The following is a 16,351-nucleotide window of genomic DNA, read 5'->3' as shown; positions in this document are numbered from 1 at the left end:
CGAGCACGGGAGTCAACGGTAGCAAGGGGGGCTGGGAGGGGAGTGGGCGGCGCGGGACCGGCGCCGGCGGCGGCGGCTTGGTAGGCTCCTGCGTCGGGCCGTGGGCCCGTCACCCGTGCCCGATCCGGCTCCTGCGCCGGCGTCCTGGAGGATCTCCTCGTGTCCAACCCCCTCGCTCCCGGCTCGCTCGACGGCAAGCGCGTCCTCGTCACCGGCTCCTCGCGCGGCATCGGCGCCGACACCGTCCGCTACTTCGCCGAGGCCGGCGCGAGCGTCGTCGTCAACTACCGCTCGAAGGCGCCGCGCGCGACGAAGCTCGTCGACCAGATCACCGCCGCGGGCGGCTCCGCCTTCGCCGTGGGCGCCGACCTCACCGACGCGGAGTCGCGCACGGCGCTCTTCGCGGAGATCGAGCAGAAGCTCGGCGGGCTCGACGTCCTCGTGCTGAACGCCTCCGGCGGCATGGAGAGCAACATGGGCGAGGACTACGCGATGGTCCTCAACCGCGACTCGCAGGTCGCCACGCTCGAGTCGGCGCTGCCGCTGCTCGGCGAGGGCTCGCGCATCGTCTTCGTCACCAGCCACCAGGCGCACTTCATCCGGACCACGCCGACCATGCCGGAGTACGAGCCGGTCGCGCTGTCCAAGCGCGCGGGCGAGGACGCCCTCCGCGAGCGCCTCCCGGCGCTGACCGAGCGCGGCGTCGAGTTCGTCGTCGTCTCGGGCGACATGATCGAGGGCACCATCACCGCGACGCTGCTCGAGCGCTCGAACCCCGGGGCGATCAGCTCGCGTCGCGAATCGGCGGGGAAGCTCTACAACGTCGGCGAGTTCGCGGCCGAGGTCGCCCTCGCCGCGGTCGAGCCGATCCCGGCGGAGAACACCCGACTCGTGGGTGACACGGCCGACTTCGCCTGATTCCGGCGCCTGAGGGCGCGTCCGGCGTTGCAGGGCGGAGCCTCATCGGGTTCGGCACCGCCCTGCGGGACCAGGACGTCCTGATGCTGTTCGCAGCGGCGGCCGCGGCGGATTGGTCGGGATCCCCGGGTGGTCAGCGGGTCGCGGCCGTCCTCGGGTCGGTCACGAACCTGATCGCGGGGAGGCCGGCCAGCTCCGGCGACACGCAGGCGATGACCTCGGCGCAGTGGTCGACGGACCGCCGGCGCAGGAACGACCAGCACTTCAGCGAGGCGGGGCGGCGCTCCAGCGGCAGGTCCGCGGCCTCGACGAGGATCGCGGTGGGCGAGCGGTGCAGGATCCGGACCGGGACGTGGACGCTGCGGCCGTCGAGCATCCACTCCGACACGGCCCGCAGGCGGCCGCGCTGCTGATCGACGCCGATGGTGAGGACGCTCCGGAAGTCCTCCGAGGCGGCTCCCATGCCGATCTGGAAGTCGCCGTCGGTGCCGTCGAGGAGGAAGGCGACGTCGAGTCCGCTCCGGTGACGGACGGCGAAGGTGGTGAGCGGGCGCGCGCTCTCAGGCGTCGGCGCCGGGGCGCCGGTCTCGCGGGAGCGCTGCTGCGCGACGTCCAGGTCCATCGGGGCACTCGTTCCGTCGGTGCGCGTCATCCTCGACACGCCCTGCTGCGAGTTTAGAGCCGGGCGCCCAGCCGTGTCCTCCTCCGCACACTCCGGCCGAGGGGACCGCCGCTGCAGACGCCGGTCATTGCTTCCCGGTCAGGGTGGTCAGCAGGTCCTGGATGCTCGTCGTCTCGGCGGCCGGGTCGGGGCTGCTGGAGCGGACGGAGGAGAGGACGGGGTCGATCTGCTGGTCGACGTAGGTCCACGTCTGGCAGTTCGCGGCGCTCAGGGCGGGCTCGGCGTCGTCCCAGGCGGTCTCGAGGTCGGTGGCGCGGGCTTTCGCGGCGGCCTGGTCGCCGCTGGTGACGAGGGTGAGGGTGTCGGCGGTGATGGTTTGGAAGTTCTGCACGTCGGCGGCCGGGAAGTCCGCCTGCACCGACGCCTGTGCGTCGGCCGCGGAGTAGGTCCCTGATGCGTCGCAGGCCGGGGCTGCGCCTTCGGGTGCCGGGGTGGTGTGCGGCTGGCTGTTCGTGAAGGCGAGCAGACCGGCGACAGCGACGGCGAGGACCGCGAACGCGACGAGCGAGCGTAGCTCCCGGGCGACGGGCGGGTTGTGGTGCTCCTGAGCGCCCTTGTCGACGTCGGCCTTGCTGAGGGAGAGGTACACGACCGTCGCGAGGATCGCGAGCAGGAAGACGATGCTGGTGACGAAGGTGCCCAGGCCCAGGCCCTGTTCGTCGGGGGAGAGGCCGAGCCAGTCGCCGATGTTGGCGCCGAGGGGGCGGGTGAGGATGTAGGCGATCCAGAACGCGAGGACGGGGTTCGCGCCGTAGCGCCAGAGTCCGGTGACGGTGGCGATCAGCGCGAGGGGCAGGAGGATCGAGGCGCCGGGGCCCCAGCCGGTGAGTTCGAGGGTCCAGTCGCCGAGGGCGGTGCCGAGCGCGAAGGTGACGAGGACGGTGAGCCAGTAGAAGGCCTCGCGCGGGGTGGTGTCGATGCTGTGGATGGAGAGGGTGCGCTCCTTGGAGTACCAGACGCTGAACACGATCGCGAGGAGCACGGAGAAGACGAGGGAGCTGGCCCAGAGGGGGACGCCGAGCTGGTCGGTGAGGATGTCGGTGAGCAGGGTGCCGGTGACGCTCATGACGACGACGGTCAGCCAGTACGCGGCGGGCAGGTAGCGGCGCAGCCGCATCTGCACGGCGAGCACGATCGCGGTGACGACGATGAAGATGGCGGCGGTGGCGAGAAGGCCGACGCCGAGGACCATGTTGATCCAGTCGGCGAAGCTCTCGCCGACGGTGGTGCAGAGGATCTTGATGATCCAGAACCAGATGGTGACCTCGGGGACCTTGCTGAGCAGCCGCCGGCCCGAGGCGCGGGATGTCGTCGTTGAGATGTCCATGCCCGCAGAGTCGCAGCCGGGACGTGGACGGCGGCTCGGGATGCGCCGTGCTGCGTTGTGTTTGCTCACAACGACCCGGAGCTCACCGACCGCGATCAGGTCGGCACCGAGCCGATGGGCTGAGGTTCTGTGCTTTCACAACGGTTGCAGGAGAATCCTCGGCCGCGGGTGAACGCGCGTTCGTAGCGTGGACTTCTTCGGCGTGTTTCGCGCTGAGAGACGAGGACGACACTGATGCCGAACCGGGAACCCGTGACAGATGGTGCGATCGCGTATCGGGCGGCGCGGCGCTGGCCGCTGATCTCGGCGGGCCTCGCGGTGCTGCTCACGGGACTTCTGGCCGCGCTGATCTTCTACCGCGAGCACGACAAGCCGTTCGGGTTCGACACCGCGTGGATGAACGAGATCATCGAGCACCGGTCGACGTTCTGGCTGGTGCCGTCGCTGGTGATGAACAGCCTCGGCGGCGGGATCCTCGGCACGATCGTGATCCCGCTCGTCGTGTTCGTGGCGCTGCTGGTCCGGCGGGGTCGGTGGGCGGCGACGTACTTCGCGATCGCCGCTCCGCTCAGCGGGCTGCTGGTGCAGATCCTCAAGAACGCGGTCGGGCGTCCGCGGCCGCTGGAGATCCTCGTGAACGCGGACTTCGGCTCGTTCCCCTCGGGGCACAGCGCGAACGCCGCGACGACCGCGACGGTCCTCGCGATCGTCTTCCCGCTGTGGTGGGTCCGCATCGCCGGTGCCTTCTACACGGTGGCGATGATGCTCAGCCGCACCTACCTCGGAGCGCACTGGATCTCCGACACCGTCGGCGGACTGCTCCTGGGCGCCGGAGTGGCGCTGATCGTCTGGGCGCCGCTCGCGGTCCGGCTGCACACCGAACGGGTGGCGTCACCGCCGCCACTCCGGCGCCGCATCGCCCGACGGCGGGCCCTCAGCTGACGGCTCGTCAGGGTCGAGGCCTCACGACGTCGCCGCGGAGGATCGTCAGGAGCACGACGGCGACGATCGACCCGGATGCGATCAGGCCCGCGAGCACGACGATCTGGAAGACGCCCGCCGCCACAGGCGAGAGTCCGCCGAAGACGGCGCCGATGAACGCGCCGGGAAGGACGACGAGACCGGTGGTCCTGGTCTGGTCGGTCAGCGGGACGAGCCCGGTCCAGGCCGCCTCTCGCGCCAGGCCGATCGTCGCCTGCCGCGGCCGGGCGCCGAGAGCCAGCCAGCCCTCGACCTGATCCCAGCGGTCGGCGAGCGTCGCGGCCAGCGCTCGGCCGGTGACGGTGGCGACGGTCATCGCGCCGCCGAGGAGGATCCCGCCGACCGCGAGGACGTAGCGGCCGGTGAACGGGACGGCCCCGAGCCCGAAGACGATCCCGGCGCTCACCGCGACCCCGGCCGCCATCGCCGCGGTGACGGCGAGGACCGTGCGGCGGGTGCGGCCGAGGCGACCGGACGCCGTGAGCACCGCGGCGCCGAACATGACGGCCAGGAAGAGCAGGACCCAACGGAGGTCCGCGATGACTCCCGAGAGGATCACCGCGAGGACCGCGAGCTGAGCGCCTCCGCGGAGGATCGCCAGCGCCGGCCGGGCGAACGAGACGACTCCGAAGGCGCGGAGGGCGGCCACGGAGACTGCCGCGCAGATCGCGACCGCCGTGACCACGGCCGCCGGAGTCACCTGGTGGAGGGGCGTTCCTGGAGGACCCAGGTGTTGCCGTCGAGGTCGGTGAAGAAGACGAACGAGTTCCACTCCCCGCCGCGCCCTTCGAGGCGGACTCCGTCCTCGAAGTGCGTCACCGGGCTGACGTCCACCCCGCGCTCGGCGAGCTCGGCACGGGCGACGTCGATGTCGTCGACGACGAGCTGCAGCCCCTCGAGGCGGTGGGAGCCGCCCTTGAGCTGGATGCTGCTGTGCGAGCCGGGCGGGGTGAGCTGCACGATGCGCATCTCGTCGCTGATCCGCACGTCGAGGTCGAGGTGGAATCCGACCTGGTCGGCGTACAACGCTTTCGCCCGGTCGACGTCCTCGACGCTGACGGGGACGACTTCGAGATTCCACTGCACGGGACAGCCTTTCGCGAGGGTGGCGGACGAGGTGGCGGGCGTCGCTGTCCAGTGTGTCCGGCAGGACCCCCGCCGGGCAATCGGGTCAGCTGGCCGCGATCGTGCCGGTGACCAGCAGCCCGGACAGGACGAGGGCGAGGGCGACGCGGTAAGCCACGAAGACACCGAAGCCGTGACCCGCGACGTAGCGCAGCAGCCACGCGATCGACGCGTACGCGACCACGAAGGAGACGACGGTGGCGACGAGGGTCGGGATCCAGCCGACGCTCGCGCTGACCGCGGACGCGGCGGTCGCCGCTTCGTAGGCGCCGGCGGCGGTGAGTGCGGGGATGGAGAGGTAGAACGCGAACTTCGTGGCGGTCACTCGATCGAGGCCGCGGAACAGGCCTCCGCTGATGGTCGCTCCGGAGCGAGAGACGCCGGGGATCAGCGCGATGCACTGCACGAGGCCGATGATGACCGCGTCCTTCCGGGTGATCGCGCGACGGTCCTTGGTCTGGGCGCCGACGCGTTCGGCGACGAGCATCACGATGCTCCAGCCGAGCAGTGCGGCGACGACCACCCACAGATTCCGCAGGCCTCCGCTGATGAGGTCCTTGCCGAGGAACCCGATGATCCCGATCGGGATCGATCCGAGGATCACGTGCCAGGCGATCCGGTAGTTCGTCCGGTTGCGCTGCGAAGGGTGCCGCAGCCCGACGAACCACGCGGTGGCGAGCTCGGCGATGTCCTTCCGGAAGTAGAGGAGCACGGCGGCGATCGCGCCGATCTGGATGATCGCGGTGAACGCGGTCACCCCGAGGTCGTCGACCTTCAGGCCCATCAGCTTCTCGGCGATGGTGAGGTGCCCGGTGCTGGAGACCGGGAGGAACTCGGTCAGCCCCTCGACGATGCCGAGGATGATCGCCTGGAGGATGTCCATCGGGTCCGTTCCGGTCGGAGAGGAGTCGCGAGGGATCCCGCGAGCGCTTCCGAGAGTAGGCATCGTCACGGCCGTGCTCGGCCGGAAACCGGATCGCTGTGTGCATCTTCAACGACCCCGGCGAACACCCCAGCATCCGATGCCGCACGCTCCTCGAGCATGACGGGATGACGCATCTCGCCGCCCCGCGCCGAACACCGCCCCTTCGACCTCGCGGCAGTGTTCTCGCCGGCCGCTACGTCGCCTCCACGGTGCCCGAGGCGACGGCGCTGTTCTGGATCCTGAAGGTGCTGACCACCGGGATGGGCGAGACGGCGTCGGACTTCCTCGCGACCGCGTTCGATCCGGTGATCGTGGTCGGCGTGACCGGGCTCGCGTTCCTTGCGGCCCTCGCGCTCCAGTTCGCGGTCCGCCGGTACCTCCCCTGGGTGTACTGGCTGGCGGTGCTGATGGTGAGCGTCTTCGGCACGATGGCCGCCGACGTGCTGCACGTGGCCGCCGGGGTCCCGTACCTCGTCTCGACTCTCGGGTTCGCGGTCGCCCTCGCCCTGGTCTTCGTCGTGTGGTGGCGGGTGGAGCGGACGCTGTCGATCCACTCGGTCACGACGCCGCGCCGCGCCCTGTTCTACTGGCTCGCCGTCTCCGGGACGTTCGCGCTCGGCACGGCCGCCGGGGACCTGACCGCGTCGACGCTCGGCTTCGGCTACCTGACCTCCGCTGTCCTGTTCGCGGTGATCATCGCGGTGCCGGCGCTCGCGCACCGGTTCGCGGGGATGACTGCGGTTTTCGCGTTCTGGTCCGCCTACGTCGTCACGCGACCGCTCGGGGCGTCGGTGTGCGACTGGCTCGCGGACCCGGTGAGTCGCAGCGGGCTCGGCCTGGGGACGGGCCCGGTCACGCTCGCCGCTCTGGCGGTGTTCCTGCTGCTGGTCGCCGTGATCGCGGTCGGCCGTCGGCCACGCGCCGCCGTCCCGGCGCCGACCGTCTGACGAACGCGGTCAGGCGGCGTCGCGGCGGGCGCGGTTCTTCTGCCGCCAGTAGGTGAGCGCGATGCCGGCGAGGCTGATCACGACGATGCCGACGAGGACGATGTCGATGTACTTCCCCACGAAGTCCGCGACGCCGGGGATCTGCCCGAGGAAGAAGCCGAGCAGGATGACGCCGGTGGACCAGACGGCCGCGCCGAGGGCGTTGAAGCCGACGAAGTGGGCGTAGTGCATCTTCCCGACGCCCGCAGCGACGGGGGCGAAGGTGCGCACGACCGGGACGAAGCGGGCGATGGTGACCGCCCAGCCGCCGAAGCGGTCGAAGAACTTCTGGGTGCGGGCGACGCTCGAGCGGCTGAACAGGCCGCTGTCCTTGCGCTCGAAGATCCGCGGGCCGGTCTCGCGGCCGATGACGAACCCGAGCTGATCGCCCAGGAACGCGGACACGGCGACCATCAGGATCACCAGCGGCACCGGGAGGGAGATCACGCCGGTCGCGACGAAGACGCCGGTGAAGAAGAGCAGGGTGTCGCCGGGGAGGAAGAACCCGATCAGCAGGCCCGTCTCGACGAAGGCGATCAGGCAGACCAGGGCGATCGCCCAGGGGCCGGCACCGTCGAGGAGGGATTGGGGGTCGATCATCGGTTCTCCTTGCGAGAGGTCGGGTGGGGCTGCGTCGCGGGGATGCGGACGTCGACACCGAGGCCGTGGGGGACGAGGTTGCGGATCCTGAGCTGTCCGCCGGCGGCCCGGCTGAGGCCGGCCACGATCGCGAGCCCGAGGCCGGCACCGCCCTCGCGGGAGCGGGCGGCGTCGGGGCGGGTGAAGCGGTCGGTCGCGACGGCGAGGAACGCATCGGGGACGCCCGGGCCGTCGTCGTCGACGGAGAGGACGATCTCCTCGGCGCGCTCGACGAGGGTCGCGGTGACGCTGCCGCCGTCGGGCGTCGCGGTGACGGCGTTCGCGAGCAGGTTGTCCAGGATCCGACCGAAGTCGGTCGGGGAGACCGGGTAGCGGGCTGCAGCGACAGAGGCGGGGGCGACGAAGTCGATCGCGAGATCCCGGTCGCGGGCGAGCATCCGGGCGCGGTCGACGCTGTCGGCGACCTCCTCGCGCAGGGCCGCCGAGGAGGCGTCCCCGGCGACGGTGCCGGCGTCGATCCTCGAGAGGATCAGCAGCCCGTCGGTCAGCGACTGGAGGCGGTCGATCGAGCGGCGCGCCTCGACGACGTCGGCGTAGAGCGCCGCCGGATCGTCGCGGACGCGATCGGCGAGCTCGAGGCGGGTGCGCAGGGCGGCGAGCGGGGTGCGCAGCTCGTGACTCGCATCGGCGACGAGCCGCCGCTCCCGGTCCGCGGACTCCCGCAGATCCTCGATCAGCGCGTTCAGCGTCGAGGCGAGGTCGGAGAGCTCGTCGCGGGCCGGCCCGACGGGGAGCAGCTCGGTGGAGCGGCCGCGGCGCAGCCGGTCGGCGATGGCGCGCATCCGGCCGACGGGGCGCAGGGCGAGGCCGACCAGGGCCCAGGACGTGGCGGTGAACGCGACGAACAGGATCGCCAGGGCGATCAGCAGGGTGGTGCTGACGCCGCCGACGACCGCCTCGGCGGTGTCGCGGCTCTCCTCGATCAGTGCCTGCGACGCTCCCGAGCGGACCAGCTCGATCGTGGAGGCGTCGAGGATGTGATCGAGCTGCTCGCGCACGACGATCGCGACGATCCCGAAGAACAGCATCGCGACCAGCAGGCTCGACACCGTGATCCGCACGCGGATCGACAGCGACCGCCAGCTCACGGCTTCACTCCGAGGCGGTAGCCCGCACCCCGCCGGGTGGTGATCTCGACCGATGCCCCGCCGGCAGTGAGCTTGCGGCGGAGGTAGCTGATGTACTGCTCCGCGATGTTGTGGTCGACGAACTCCGCGGAGCCCCACACCTCGAGCAGGATCTCCTCCCGCGGCACGAACTCGCCGGCCCGCGCCGCGAGCGCGCGGAGCACCCCGAACTCCTTCGGACTCAGCGGCAGCACGGCGCCGTCGACGGACGCGGTGTGCGTGTAGGGGTCCACCCGGAGATCGCCGAGCACGACCGGGGCGCGGTTCGTCAGGCGCTCGCGGCGGATCATCGCCCGAAGGCGGGCGGAGAGCTCCTCGAAGTGGAACGGTTTCGCCAGGTAGTCGTCGGCGCCGGCATCGAGGCCGAAGACCCGGTCCTGCAGCGCGTCGCGGGCGGTGAGCATGATCACCGGGAGCGTGGCGCCGGTCGCGCGCAGGTGGCGGCAGATCTCGAAGCCGCTCATGCCGGGAAGCATCACGTCCAGGACGGCCGCCGCGTACTCGGTGCCGCGCGCCGCGTTCAGCGCACCGACGCCCTCGGGGAACAGGTCGACGTCGTAGCCGTCGCCGGTGAGACCTCGCACGAGGAGCTCCCCCATCTCGAGGTCGTCTTCCACGACCAGCACCGCGTCACGCATCAGGGCCTCCCACGGTCATGGTCGCACCGACGACGGGCGGGAATCGGCCGGATCCGCGGAGATATGGACGTTCTCAGCGCCGACCGCCGGATGTGGAGGAAGCCGCGGGGCGGGCCTGCGCGGGTGGTGCGGCGGGTGTGCTGCGTCCCAGGTCCTTGCCGGGGTGGATCTCGATACGCCCGCTGCGCGGGCTACTCGATCAGCATGAGAATGAGCGCGCCGGCCGGTCCTGTCAGCAGCAGGTGCAGGAGGGGCTGTTCTCGGCGGTGAGGGCGGCGACCGGCTGCTTGCAGGCGTCGCCGCGCCAGGCCTCGAGGCCCTCGCGGACGGCGAAGGCGGCGATGACGAGTCCGGCGACCGGGTCGGCCCAGGTCCAGCCGAGGGTGCTGTTGAGCAGCAGGCCGACGAGGACGGCGGCGGAGAGGTAGGAGCAGAGCAGCGTCTGCTTCGAGTCGGCCACGGCGGAGGCGGAGCCGAGCTCCTGGCCGGTGCGCCGCTCGACCAGCGAGAAGGCCGGCATCACGAGCAGGCTCACCGCCGCGAGCACGATGCCGACGGGGGAGTGCTGCGCCTCGGAGAAGCCGAGCAGGGCGCGGGCGGAGTCGGCCGCGACGAAGGCGGCCAGGCCGAAGAAGGACAGGGCGATCACCCGCAGCGCCGTGCGCTCGCGGGCGTGCGGATCGCGGCCGGAGAACTGCCAGGCCACGGCGGTCGCCGACAGCACCTCGACGACGGAGTCGAGGCCGAAGCCGACGAGTGCGGCGGAGGACGCGACCGTCCCGGCCGCGAGGGCGACGATCGCCTCGACGACGTTGTAGCCGATGGTCGCCGCGACGATCCACCGGATGCGCCGCTGCAGGACGAGGCGGCGGGCCGGGGCGAGCGGGGCGCGGAGCGGGAGGGCGCTCATGCGCAGTGGCAGTCCGCGCCGGAGCAGCAGTCCGGGTCGACCACGAGGACCAGGCGCAGCAGGTCGTCGAGCGCGCCGGCCAGCCGGGTCTCCGCCAGGCGGTACCAGGTGTAGCGGCCGTCCTTGACGGCCTCGACGAGTCCGCAGCCGCGCAGGCAGGCGAGCTGGTTCGACATCACCTGCCGGGACACGCCGAGCGCGTCCGCCAGATCGGAGGGGACGGCCGGCGCCTCGCGCAGCGCGAGCAGGATCCGCGCCCGGGTCTCGTCCGCCAGAGCGGAGCCCAGGCGCGCGAGGGCGGCGGAGTGGGTCACGGTCACGGTCGCGGTGTCGGTCACGCGGCCACAGTACACGGAGTGCTGTATCGATCGCGAGCGCCGACGCGCGGCTGCCGCGCCCACGCTCGGCCGACCGCGGTGGGCGCAGGCGCGTGACGCCTGCGCCCACCGGGTCTCACTCGAAGAGGGAGAGGGTCAGCGAGCCGGAGTAGTCGCCGGCGGCGACGTCGGGCTCGGTGCTCAGGACGAGGTCCGCGGAGGCGGTCCACGCGCCCTCCTCCGCGACCGCGCCGGAGTCGAGGGCCAGGGCGAGCAGCTCCTGGTCGACGAGGCCGACCGCGTCGTCCCCCTCGTCCAGCACCGTGTCGACCGGATCGCCCTCGGTGACGAGACCGGAGTCGCCGCCGTCCAGGAGGCGGGGAGTCCAGCCGAGGTGGTCGGCGCCGATCGGCTCCTGCCCGTCGGACGCGGTGAAGGCGGACGCGGAGCCGAGCACGTACCAGCCGGCTCCGGCGGGGATCTCCTCCGGGCTCCGCGTGTCGGTGACGGTCACCGTCGGCAGGGCGCCGGTGAACCGGCGGACGAGCTCGGTCGAGCCGTCCTCGGTCAGGGCGGTCGAGCCGGCGGCGACGGTCATCGCGAGCACCCCGGGCGCGGTGGGCTCGGCGATCGAGACGCCGATGTCGACGCTCCGGTCGTCGAGGACGTCGTCGGCGGCGGCCGCGGAGGCGACGGCGGTCAGCAGCAGGGCGCCTGCGGCGACGGCCGCGCAGCGGGCGGCGAGGGCGGGTCTTCTCATGGCGGGGTCTCCTCGGGTCGGGCGGGTCAGTTGCAGGTGGTGGCGGAGTACGGGGCGCGCACGGTCGTGGTCGCGGGGGCGCCGTCGACCGTGGCGGTCGCGACGACCTCGACCGCTCCGGCGGGGATCGAGACCGCACGGGTGCTGAACGCGTGCGAGGTGGTCCGGCCCGGGGCGAGCGGAGCGAAGGTCTTCGTCCCGAAGGCCGAGGCGGCCGTCAGCGCGACGGGCACCGCGTCGTCGTTGCGCGCCTGGACGGTGACGACGGCCCTGCCGGCGAGGCAGCGGGTCGACGCGGTGGCCGTGACGGCGACCGCGGGAACGGCGGCCTGGGTGAGGGCGACCTGGTCGAGCGTCCAGAAGGCGCTGTTCTGGCCGGTGTAGCGGAACCGGAATTCGGCGGTGCGGGCGCCGGCCGGGACGTCGATCCGGAGCGTCTCGTTCGCGTTCGTGGTCGCGGTGTAGTTCTTCACCACGACGGGGGCGGCGCCGTCGAAGGAGACCGAGACGACGGCGCTTTGCGGTCCGTCGATGACATAGTCGGTGGCGTAGGAGAGGGTCGCGGTGGCGCTGCCGTTCACGGGGTACGCCGGGCTGATCAGGGTGGAGTCGAACTGCCCCGCGGCGTGCGTCCTGTCGTCCCACTCGTCGGAGTCCGCGACGGCGAAGACGTCGCGGGCGCGGACGTTGGTCTCGCGCTTCTGGCCGGGCTCGACGCTCGTGAAGAACGAGTCGGTCGCGAAGGACCAGCCCGACCACTCCCGCACGCCGCCCGCGGGCATCGCCGAGTCGTCGATCCGCCAGCCCTGGGGCGCGGTGCGGGTCCAGCCGAGCAGTCCGGCCGCTGGTCGCGTCTCGTCGAGGCGGGGCTGCAGAGCGGGCCGCAGGGTGTCGAAGGCGTCGGTCGACGGCGTGCCGAGGGCGATGCCGTCGAGGGTCCAGGCGGGGTCGTTCGCGAGGCCGTTCACGGCGAGGACGGTGGGGGCGATGTCGACGATCTTCACGTCGTTCCGCGTGGAGCCCGCGGCGATGCCGGGGCCGGACGCGATGACGAAGACCTTCCGCTCGGCGAGGCTGTTCCCGCCGTGCCCGCCGGTGGGGGTGTGGCCGTGGTCCGCGGTGACCAGGATCGTCCACTGCTCGCTCGCGTAGCTCGGGCGGGCGCGGACGGCGGCGATCATCTCGCCCAGCTGGGCGTCGGCGCGGGCGAGGGCCGTGGCGTAGGCGGCCCCGTTCGTGCCGATCGAGTGGCCGGCGCCGTCGACCTCGTCGAGGTGGACGAAGGTGTTGTCGGGGTTGCCGTTCGCCAGGTAGTCGACGGCGGTGGCGGTGGTCTGCGCGTCGCCGCCGCCGGTGCGGCGGACGTCGACGGCCGAGCCGAAGATCGTCTCGGCGACGGGGGACCAGGTGGCGACGACCAGGCTCGAGCGGGAGGGGTCGGCGGCCTCGATGCGGCTGAGGTAGTCCGGGTACTGCCCGAAGCGCGGGGCGGTGAACGCGTTGTCGACGACGCCGTGCTTGTCGGGCCAGGCGCCGGTGGCGATGGTCGACCAGCCGGGCCCGGACACGGTGCCGGACATCGGCGCGGCGTAGAGGTTCGAGCTCGAGGTGAGTCCCTCGGCGCGGAGGGAGTCGAGCGCGGGCATGTCGGCCGCGTCGAGCTGGTCGAAGGACGCGCCGTCGATGCCGACGACGAGGGTCTTCGCGGTGCGGGTGCCGGAGGGCAGGCCGTTGTAGGTGGTGCCGGCGGCGGAGGCGGACGGCGCGGCGAGCAGCAGGCCGCCGATCACCGCCGAGACGCAGACGGCGCCGAGGGCGCGGAGGGGCAGGGACATCGACGACTCCAGGAGGGGTGAGGTGGAGCGCGGAGGCGACCGCGCGCCGCCAGACTGCCCACGTCTGTACCTATCTGGAAGCCGACGGCAAGGATATGCAGACACGTTCAGCGGCTGTTCACCCTGGGCGCGGCGGGCGGGACGGGCGCGGACGAGGCCGGGTGAACGATTCCGCGACGGCGACGAGGGGCCTCCGCCCGTGCGGTACCGTCGTCCCGATAGCGCCTAGGGTTCCGGGACGACACGTCGTCCGGCTGGTTCGAGCGGCGCCACGGGTCTCCGCCATCGGAGTCCGTCATCTCAAGGGACAGAAGCCTGGAGGACCGCTGCGGCGCGCGTCGGCGCGCGCGGAAAGGTCCCGAACATGTCTGCCTTCGTCCTCGCCCTCGTGCTGACCGCGGCGCTCTGCCATGCGGCGTGGAACGTCGTCGCGCACCGGGTCAGCGGCATCGGGCTGCCCTTCCTCTGGTGGGGGGCGGTCGCGAGCACGCTGGTCTGGGGACCGCTCGTCCCCTTCACGGGAGGGCTCGGCTCGGGCGACGATCTGCCGCGCGGTCTGCTGATCGGCGCGGGCGTCTCGGGGCTGCTGCACGTCGGCTACATGGTCGTGCTGCAGGCGGGCTACGCCCGGGGCCGGCTGTCGACGGTCTACGCGACCGCCCGGGGGACGGGCCCCGCGCTCAGCGCCGGGCTGGCGGTGCTGCTGCTCGGGGAGCGGATCTCGCCGGTGGCGGTGCTCGGCGTCGCCGTCGTGGTGACCGGGGTGATCGCCACCGGGCTGATCGACCGGCCGACCGCGCAGGCCCCCTCGGGGCGCCGCCTCGTCGATCCGGGCATCCTCTTCGGTGTCCTCACCGGCGTCGCGATCGCGGTGTACACGATCTGGGACGCGCACGCCCTCCGGACCTGGGGGCTGTCCCCGGTGGCGTTCATGGTCGGCTGCACGCTGGTCGAGATCGTGGTCTACCTCGTGCCGCTGCGCCGGCGGCGGGCGGAGCTGCTGCCCGTCCTCCGGCAGCACTGGCCGCGGGTGCTGGCGTTCGGGGTGCTCTCGCCGCTCTCCTACATCCTGGTGCTGCAGGCCGTGACGCTCGCGCCGGTCGCCCTGGTCGCGCCGATGCGCGAGATGAGCGTGATCCTGGTGTCGCTCTTCGGCGCGCTGGTGCTCCGCGAGGGCTCGGCGGTGCGGCGGATCGCGGCCTCGCTCGTGGTGGCCGGCGGGATCGTGCTGCTCTCGGTGTGACGGCGCGGATCAGAGACCGACGGGGCGGATGAAGTGGGCGCCGTCGCGGCGCCGTCCGGTCGCCGAGACCGTGAAGCGGACGATGTCGCTGCGGTAGCGGTCGTCGGAGGCCTCGAAGGTCCGGCCGTCGGCGTCGCGGGTGATGCGGTGCAGGCGGAGCACGGGGGAGCCGGGTGCGAGCTCGAGCAGCTGCGCGTCGGTCTCGTCCGCGGCCACGGCGTCGATCTCGTGGTCGACCTCGGCCGACTTCCAGCCGCGCGAGTCGAGGAACTCGGTGATCGAGACCGTGTCGAGGTCGACGTCGAAGAGGTTGCGGCCGGCCGGCTCGATGAAGGTCAGCCGCTCGAGCATCGTCGGCCGGTCGTCCAGCGAGCGCAGCCGGAGGACGTCGACGACGAGCTCGCCCGGCTCGATGCCGAGCAGGGCGGCCTGGTCGGCGTCCGAGCGCCGGAGCGAGACCTGCTGGGTGAGCGCCCCGGGCCGCGCGCCCATCGTCCGCGCCCAGCGGGTGAAGGGGATCGAGACGTCGACGGCCTGCTGGGCCTTGCGCTCGATGACCCGGCTCGGGCGACCGCGGGTGGTCTCGATCAGGCCCTCGCTGCGCAGCGCCGCCAGGGCGTTGCGGATCGGGCCGCGCGACGTCTTCCACTTCGCGGCGAGCTCGCCCTCGGTCGGGACCTCGTCGCCGGGGGCCAGCAGGCCGCTCGCGATCGACTGACGCAGGTCGTCGGCGATCGCCTTGTACATCACATCAGCCACGTAGGCACCTTACTGGGCGGAGGGGCGTTTCTGAGCGGAGCGTCACCGGCCCCGCCGCCGAATCGGGTGACGCGGGCTACGGCCGCGCGAGATGGGTGAACACGTCGTGAACAGTGGCGAGATAGGTACATACGTAGGCGCCCGGTGCGGCAGAGTTCCAGTCGTCCCCCTCGACGCCCTCCGCCCGAAAGGCCATCATGCAGACCCGCGCCCGCCTGACCCCCTTCTCCCGATCGGCCCTCACCGCGCTGGCCGCCGCCGGCGCCCTCGCGCTCCTGGCCGGCTGCTCCGGCACCGCATCGGCCGGCTCGACCGCCGCCGGCGACGCCGAGGGCGGCTTCGCCGTCGACTCGAGCACCCTCGTCTTCGGCGTCGTCCCCGACTCCGTCGACACCGAGACCAACTACCAGCCGCTGATGGACTACATCGCGCAGGAGACCGGCAAGACCGTCGAGTACCACGAGTCGACCGACTACGCGGCGCTGATCGAGGCGGCCATCGCCGGGCAGATCGACGTCGCCAGCTTCTCCGGCTTCACCTACGTCACCGCCACGAACAACGGCGCCGAGCTCACCCCGATCTCCTCGATCGTGACCTCCGAGGGGCAGGAGCCCGGCTACTACTCCGAGGCCATCGTCCCCAACGGCAGCGACATCGCCTCGATCGCCGACATGAAGGGCAAGAAGGTCTGCTTCGTCGACCCGTCCTCCACCTCCGGCTACCTCTTCCCGAGCTACAACCTGATCGAGGCGGGCCTGGACCCCGAGACCGACATCACGCCGGTGTTCGCCGGCAAGCACGACGTGTCGGTGCAGAAGGTCGGCGAGAACGTCGAGTGCGAGGCCGGCTTCGCGGAGGACAGCGAGGTCGAGAAGTCCGACGCCGTCACCGTGATCGAGCGGACCATGGTCCCCGGCGCGCCGATCGTCGAGTCGGACGCCCTCCCGGACGATTTGAAGCAGCAGCTGAAGGACATCCTCTCCGACGTCACCATCGACGACATCATCGCCGCGGGCGTCGAGTCGGCCGACAGCGACGGCTTCCGCAGCGTCTTCTACGAGACCAAGCCGGTCGACGACGCGTACTACGACCAGATCCGCGAGATCTGCGAGGCGACCGACGCCACGCAGTGCCAGGCCTGACCCGGCGCCCCGCCGT

18 protein-coding genes are annotated in these 16,351 nt (G+C 72.1%); 5 read left to right on the top strand and 13 right to left on the bottom strand.

Translation table 11 applies throughout. The features are described 5' to 3' along the window. Positions 1 to 159: 159 nt before the first annotated feature. A complete protein-coding gene (locus tag EDF35_RS11960; protein ID WP_133962494.1) occupies positions 160 to 918 on the top strand; it encodes an SDR family oxidoreductase in 759 nt (252 codons plus the stop codon). A 133-nt stretch (positions 919 to 1,051) separates the two neighbouring features. On the opposite strand, the gene EDF35_RS11955 is transcribed toward EDF35_RS11960, so the two are convergent. Both EDF35_RS11955 and EDF35_RS11950 read right to left on the bottom strand, forming a co-directional pair. Next, on the bottom strand, positions 1,052 to 1,540 hold the full coding sequence (locus EDF35_RS11955; RefSeq protein ID WP_133962493.1) for a hypothetical protein: 489 nt from the start codon (positions 1,538 to 1,540) through the stop codon (positions 1,052 to 1,054). 124 nt (positions 1,541 to 1,664) lie between these two features. Beyond that, a complete protein-coding gene (locus EDF35_RS11950; protein ID WP_133962492.1) occupies positions 1,665 to 2,927 on the bottom strand; it encodes a hypothetical protein in 1,263 nt (420 codons plus the stop codon). Positions 2,928 to 3,161: 234 nt separating this feature from the next. On the opposite strand from EDF35_RS11950, the gene EDF35_RS11945 reads away from it, so the two are divergent. Continuing rightward, positions 3,162 to 3,869, top strand: coding sequence for a phosphatase PAP2 family protein (locus EDF35_RS11945; RefSeq protein WP_133962491.1), 708 nt, complete (start codon positions 3,162 to 3,164; stop codon positions 3,867 to 3,869). Positions 3,870 to 3,876: 7 nt separating this feature from the next. Here the strand turns inward: EDF35_RS11945 and EDF35_RS11940 are convergent, their stop codons facing one another. The 3 genes from EDF35_RS11940 to EDF35_RS11930 all read right to left on the bottom strand — a co-directional run bounded on the left by EDF35_RS11940 (position 3,877) and on the right by EDF35_RS11930 (position 5,916). Further along, positions 3,877 to 4,608: an ABC transporter permease gene (locus EDF35_RS11940; RefSeq protein WP_243839946.1), complete on the bottom strand. Its 732-nt coding sequence runs from the start codon at positions 4,606 to 4,608 to the stop codon at positions 3,877 to 3,879. Beyond that, entirely contained in the window at positions 4,605 to 4,994 is a 390-nt protein-coding gene (locus EDF35_RS11935) for a VOC family protein (RefSeq protein ID WP_133962490.1), read from the bottom strand. The genes EDF35_RS11940 and EDF35_RS11935 overlap by 4 nt, the downstream gene beginning before the upstream one ends. A gap of 85 nt (positions 4,995 to 5,079) precedes the next feature. Beyond that, positions 5,080 to 5,916, bottom strand: a complete 837-nt coding sequence (locus EDF35_RS11930) for an undecaprenyl-diphosphate phosphatase (protein WP_133962489.1) — start codon at positions 5,914 to 5,916, stop codon at positions 5,080 to 5,082. 167 nt (positions 5,917 to 6,083) lie between these two features. On the opposite strand from EDF35_RS11930, the gene EDF35_RS11925 reads away from it, so the two are divergent. Then, positions 6,084 to 6,905: a hypothetical protein gene (locus EDF35_RS11925; protein WP_133962488.1), complete on the top strand. Its 822-nt coding sequence runs from the start codon at positions 6,084 to 6,086 to the stop codon at positions 6,903 to 6,905. Positions 6,906 to 6,914: 9 nt separating this feature from the next. Here EDF35_RS11925 and EDF35_RS11920 read toward each other — a convergent pair whose 3' ends face one another. The 7 genes from EDF35_RS11920 to EDF35_RS11890 all read right to left on the bottom strand — a co-directional run bounded on the left by EDF35_RS11920 (position 6,915) and on the right by EDF35_RS11890 (position 13,191). Further along, a complete protein-coding gene (locus tag EDF35_RS11920) occupies positions 6,915 to 7,544 on the bottom strand; it encodes a VTT domain-containing protein (RefSeq protein WP_133962487.1) in 630 nt (209 codons plus the stop codon). Then, complete coding sequence (locus EDF35_RS11915) at positions 7,541 to 8,692, bottom strand: HAMP domain-containing sensor histidine kinase (protein WP_133962486.1); 1,152 nt, start codon at positions 8,690 to 8,692, stop codon at positions 7,541 to 7,543. The genes EDF35_RS11920 and EDF35_RS11915 overlap by 4 nt, the downstream gene beginning before the upstream one ends. Further along, on the bottom strand, positions 8,689 to 9,369 hold the full coding sequence (locus tag EDF35_RS11910; RefSeq protein ID WP_123733141.1) for a response regulator transcription factor: 681 nt from the start codon (positions 9,367 to 9,369) through the stop codon (positions 8,689 to 8,691). The genes EDF35_RS11915 and EDF35_RS11910 overlap by 4 nt, the downstream gene beginning before the upstream one ends. Positions 9,370 to 9,601: 232 nt before the next feature. Further along, entirely contained in the window at positions 9,602 to 10,279 is a 678-nt protein-coding gene (locus tag EDF35_RS11905) for a cation transporter (RefSeq protein WP_133962485.1), read from the bottom strand. Then, positions 10,276 to 10,617, bottom strand: a complete 342-nt coding sequence (locus EDF35_RS11900) for a metalloregulator ArsR/SmtB family transcription factor (RefSeq protein WP_133962484.1) — start codon at positions 10,615 to 10,617, stop codon at positions 10,276 to 10,278. The genes EDF35_RS11905 and EDF35_RS11900 overlap by 4 nt, the downstream gene beginning before the upstream one ends. A 115-nt stretch (positions 10,618 to 10,732) precedes the next feature. Further along, the gene (locus tag EDF35_RS11895) at positions 10,733 to 11,356 is read right to left on the bottom strand and encodes a hypothetical protein (protein ID WP_133962483.1); all 624 of its coding nucleotides are present in this window, start codon (positions 11,354 to 11,356) and stop codon (positions 10,733 to 10,735) included. Positions 11,357 to 11,382: 26 nt separating this feature from the next. Beyond that, a complete protein-coding gene (locus tag EDF35_RS11890) occupies positions 11,383 to 13,191 on the bottom strand; it encodes an alkaline phosphatase family protein (RefSeq protein WP_133962482.1) in 1,809 nt (602 codons plus the stop codon). Between the two features lie 364 nt (positions 13,192 to 13,555). Between EDF35_RS11890 and EDF35_RS11885 the strand changes: the two genes are divergently transcribed. Then, positions 13,556 to 14,434, top strand: a complete 879-nt coding sequence (locus tag EDF35_RS11885) for an EamA family transporter (protein WP_133962481.1) — start codon at positions 13,556 to 13,558, stop codon at positions 14,432 to 14,434. A 9-nt stretch (positions 14,435 to 14,443) separates the two neighbouring features. Here EDF35_RS11885 and EDF35_RS11880 read toward each other — a convergent pair whose 3' ends face one another. Then, positions 14,444 to 15,193, bottom strand: coding sequence for a GntR family transcriptional regulator (locus EDF35_RS11880; protein ID WP_243582754.1), 750 nt, complete (start codon positions 15,191 to 15,193; stop codon positions 14,444 to 14,446). 197 nt (positions 15,194 to 15,390) lie between these two features. On the opposite strand from EDF35_RS11880, the gene EDF35_RS11875 reads away from it, so the two are divergent. Next, positions 15,391 to 16,335 carry a phosphate/phosphite/phosphonate ABC transporter substrate-binding protein gene (locus EDF35_RS11875; protein WP_123704162.1) on the top strand — a complete coding sequence of 315 codons (945 nt, stop codon included), beginning with the start codon at positions 15,391 to 15,393 and terminating at the stop codon, positions 16,333 to 16,335. Positions 16,336 to 16,351 lie beyond the last annotated feature (16 nt).

It is taken from the genome of Rathayibacter sp. PhB151 (assembly GCF_004366415.1).
Lineage (GTDB): Bacteria > Actinomycetota > Actinomycetes > Actinomycetales > Microbacteriaceae > Rathayibacter > Rathayibacter festucae.
This window is presented reverse-complemented; position numbering and strand designations above follow the sequence as displayed.

Excerpts from the sequence above, each read along its gene's own strand:
- EDF35_RS11890 (WP_133962482.1), bottom strand. The coding sequence starts at position 13,191 with ATGTCCCTGCCCCTCCGCGCCCTCGGCGCCGTCTGCGTCTCGGCGGTG.
- EDF35_RS11925 (WP_133962488.1), top strand. The coding sequence starts at position 6,084 with ATGACGCATCTCGCCGCCCCGCGCCGAACACCGCCCCTTCGACCTCGC.
- EDF35_RS11945 (WP_133962491.1), top strand. The coding sequence starts at position 3,162 with ATGCCGAACCGGGAACCCGTGACAGATGGTGCGATCGCGTATCGGGCG.
- EDF35_RS11955 (WP_133962493.1), bottom strand. The coding sequence starts at position 1,540 with ATGGACCTGGACGTCGCGCAGCAGCGCTCCCGCGAGACCGGCGCCCCG.
- EDF35_RS11930 (WP_133962489.1), bottom strand. The coding sequence starts at position 5,916 with ATGGACATCCTCCAGGCGATCATCCTCGGCATCGTCGAGGGGCTGACC.
- EDF35_RS11920 (WP_133962487.1), bottom strand. The coding sequence starts at position 7,544 with ATGATCGACCCCCAATCCCTCCTCGACGGTGCCGGCCCCTGGGCGATC.
- EDF35_RS11910 (WP_123733141.1), bottom strand. The coding sequence starts at position 9,369 with ATGCGTGACGCGGTGCTGGTCGTGGAAGACGACCTCGAGATGGGGGAG.
- EDF35_RS11895 (WP_133962483.1), bottom strand. The coding sequence starts at position 11,356 with ATGAGAAGACCCGCCCTCGCCGCCCGCTGCGCGGCCGTCGCCGCAGGC.
- EDF35_RS11885 (WP_133962481.1), top strand. The coding sequence starts at position 13,556 with ATGTCTGCCTTCGTCCTCGCCCTCGTGCTGACCGCGGCGCTCTGCCAT.
- EDF35_RS11875 (WP_123704162.1), top strand. The coding sequence starts at position 15,391 with ATGCAGACCCGCGCCCGCCTGACCCCCTTCTCCCGATCGGCCCTCACC.
- EDF35_RS11905 (WP_133962485.1), bottom strand. The coding sequence starts at position 10,279 with ATGAGCGCCCTCCCGCTCCGCGCCCCGCTCGCCCCGGCCCGCCGCCTC.
- EDF35_RS11950 (WP_133962492.1), bottom strand. The coding sequence starts at position 2,927 with ATGGACATCTCAACGACGACATCCCGCGCCTCGGGCCGGCGGCTGCTC.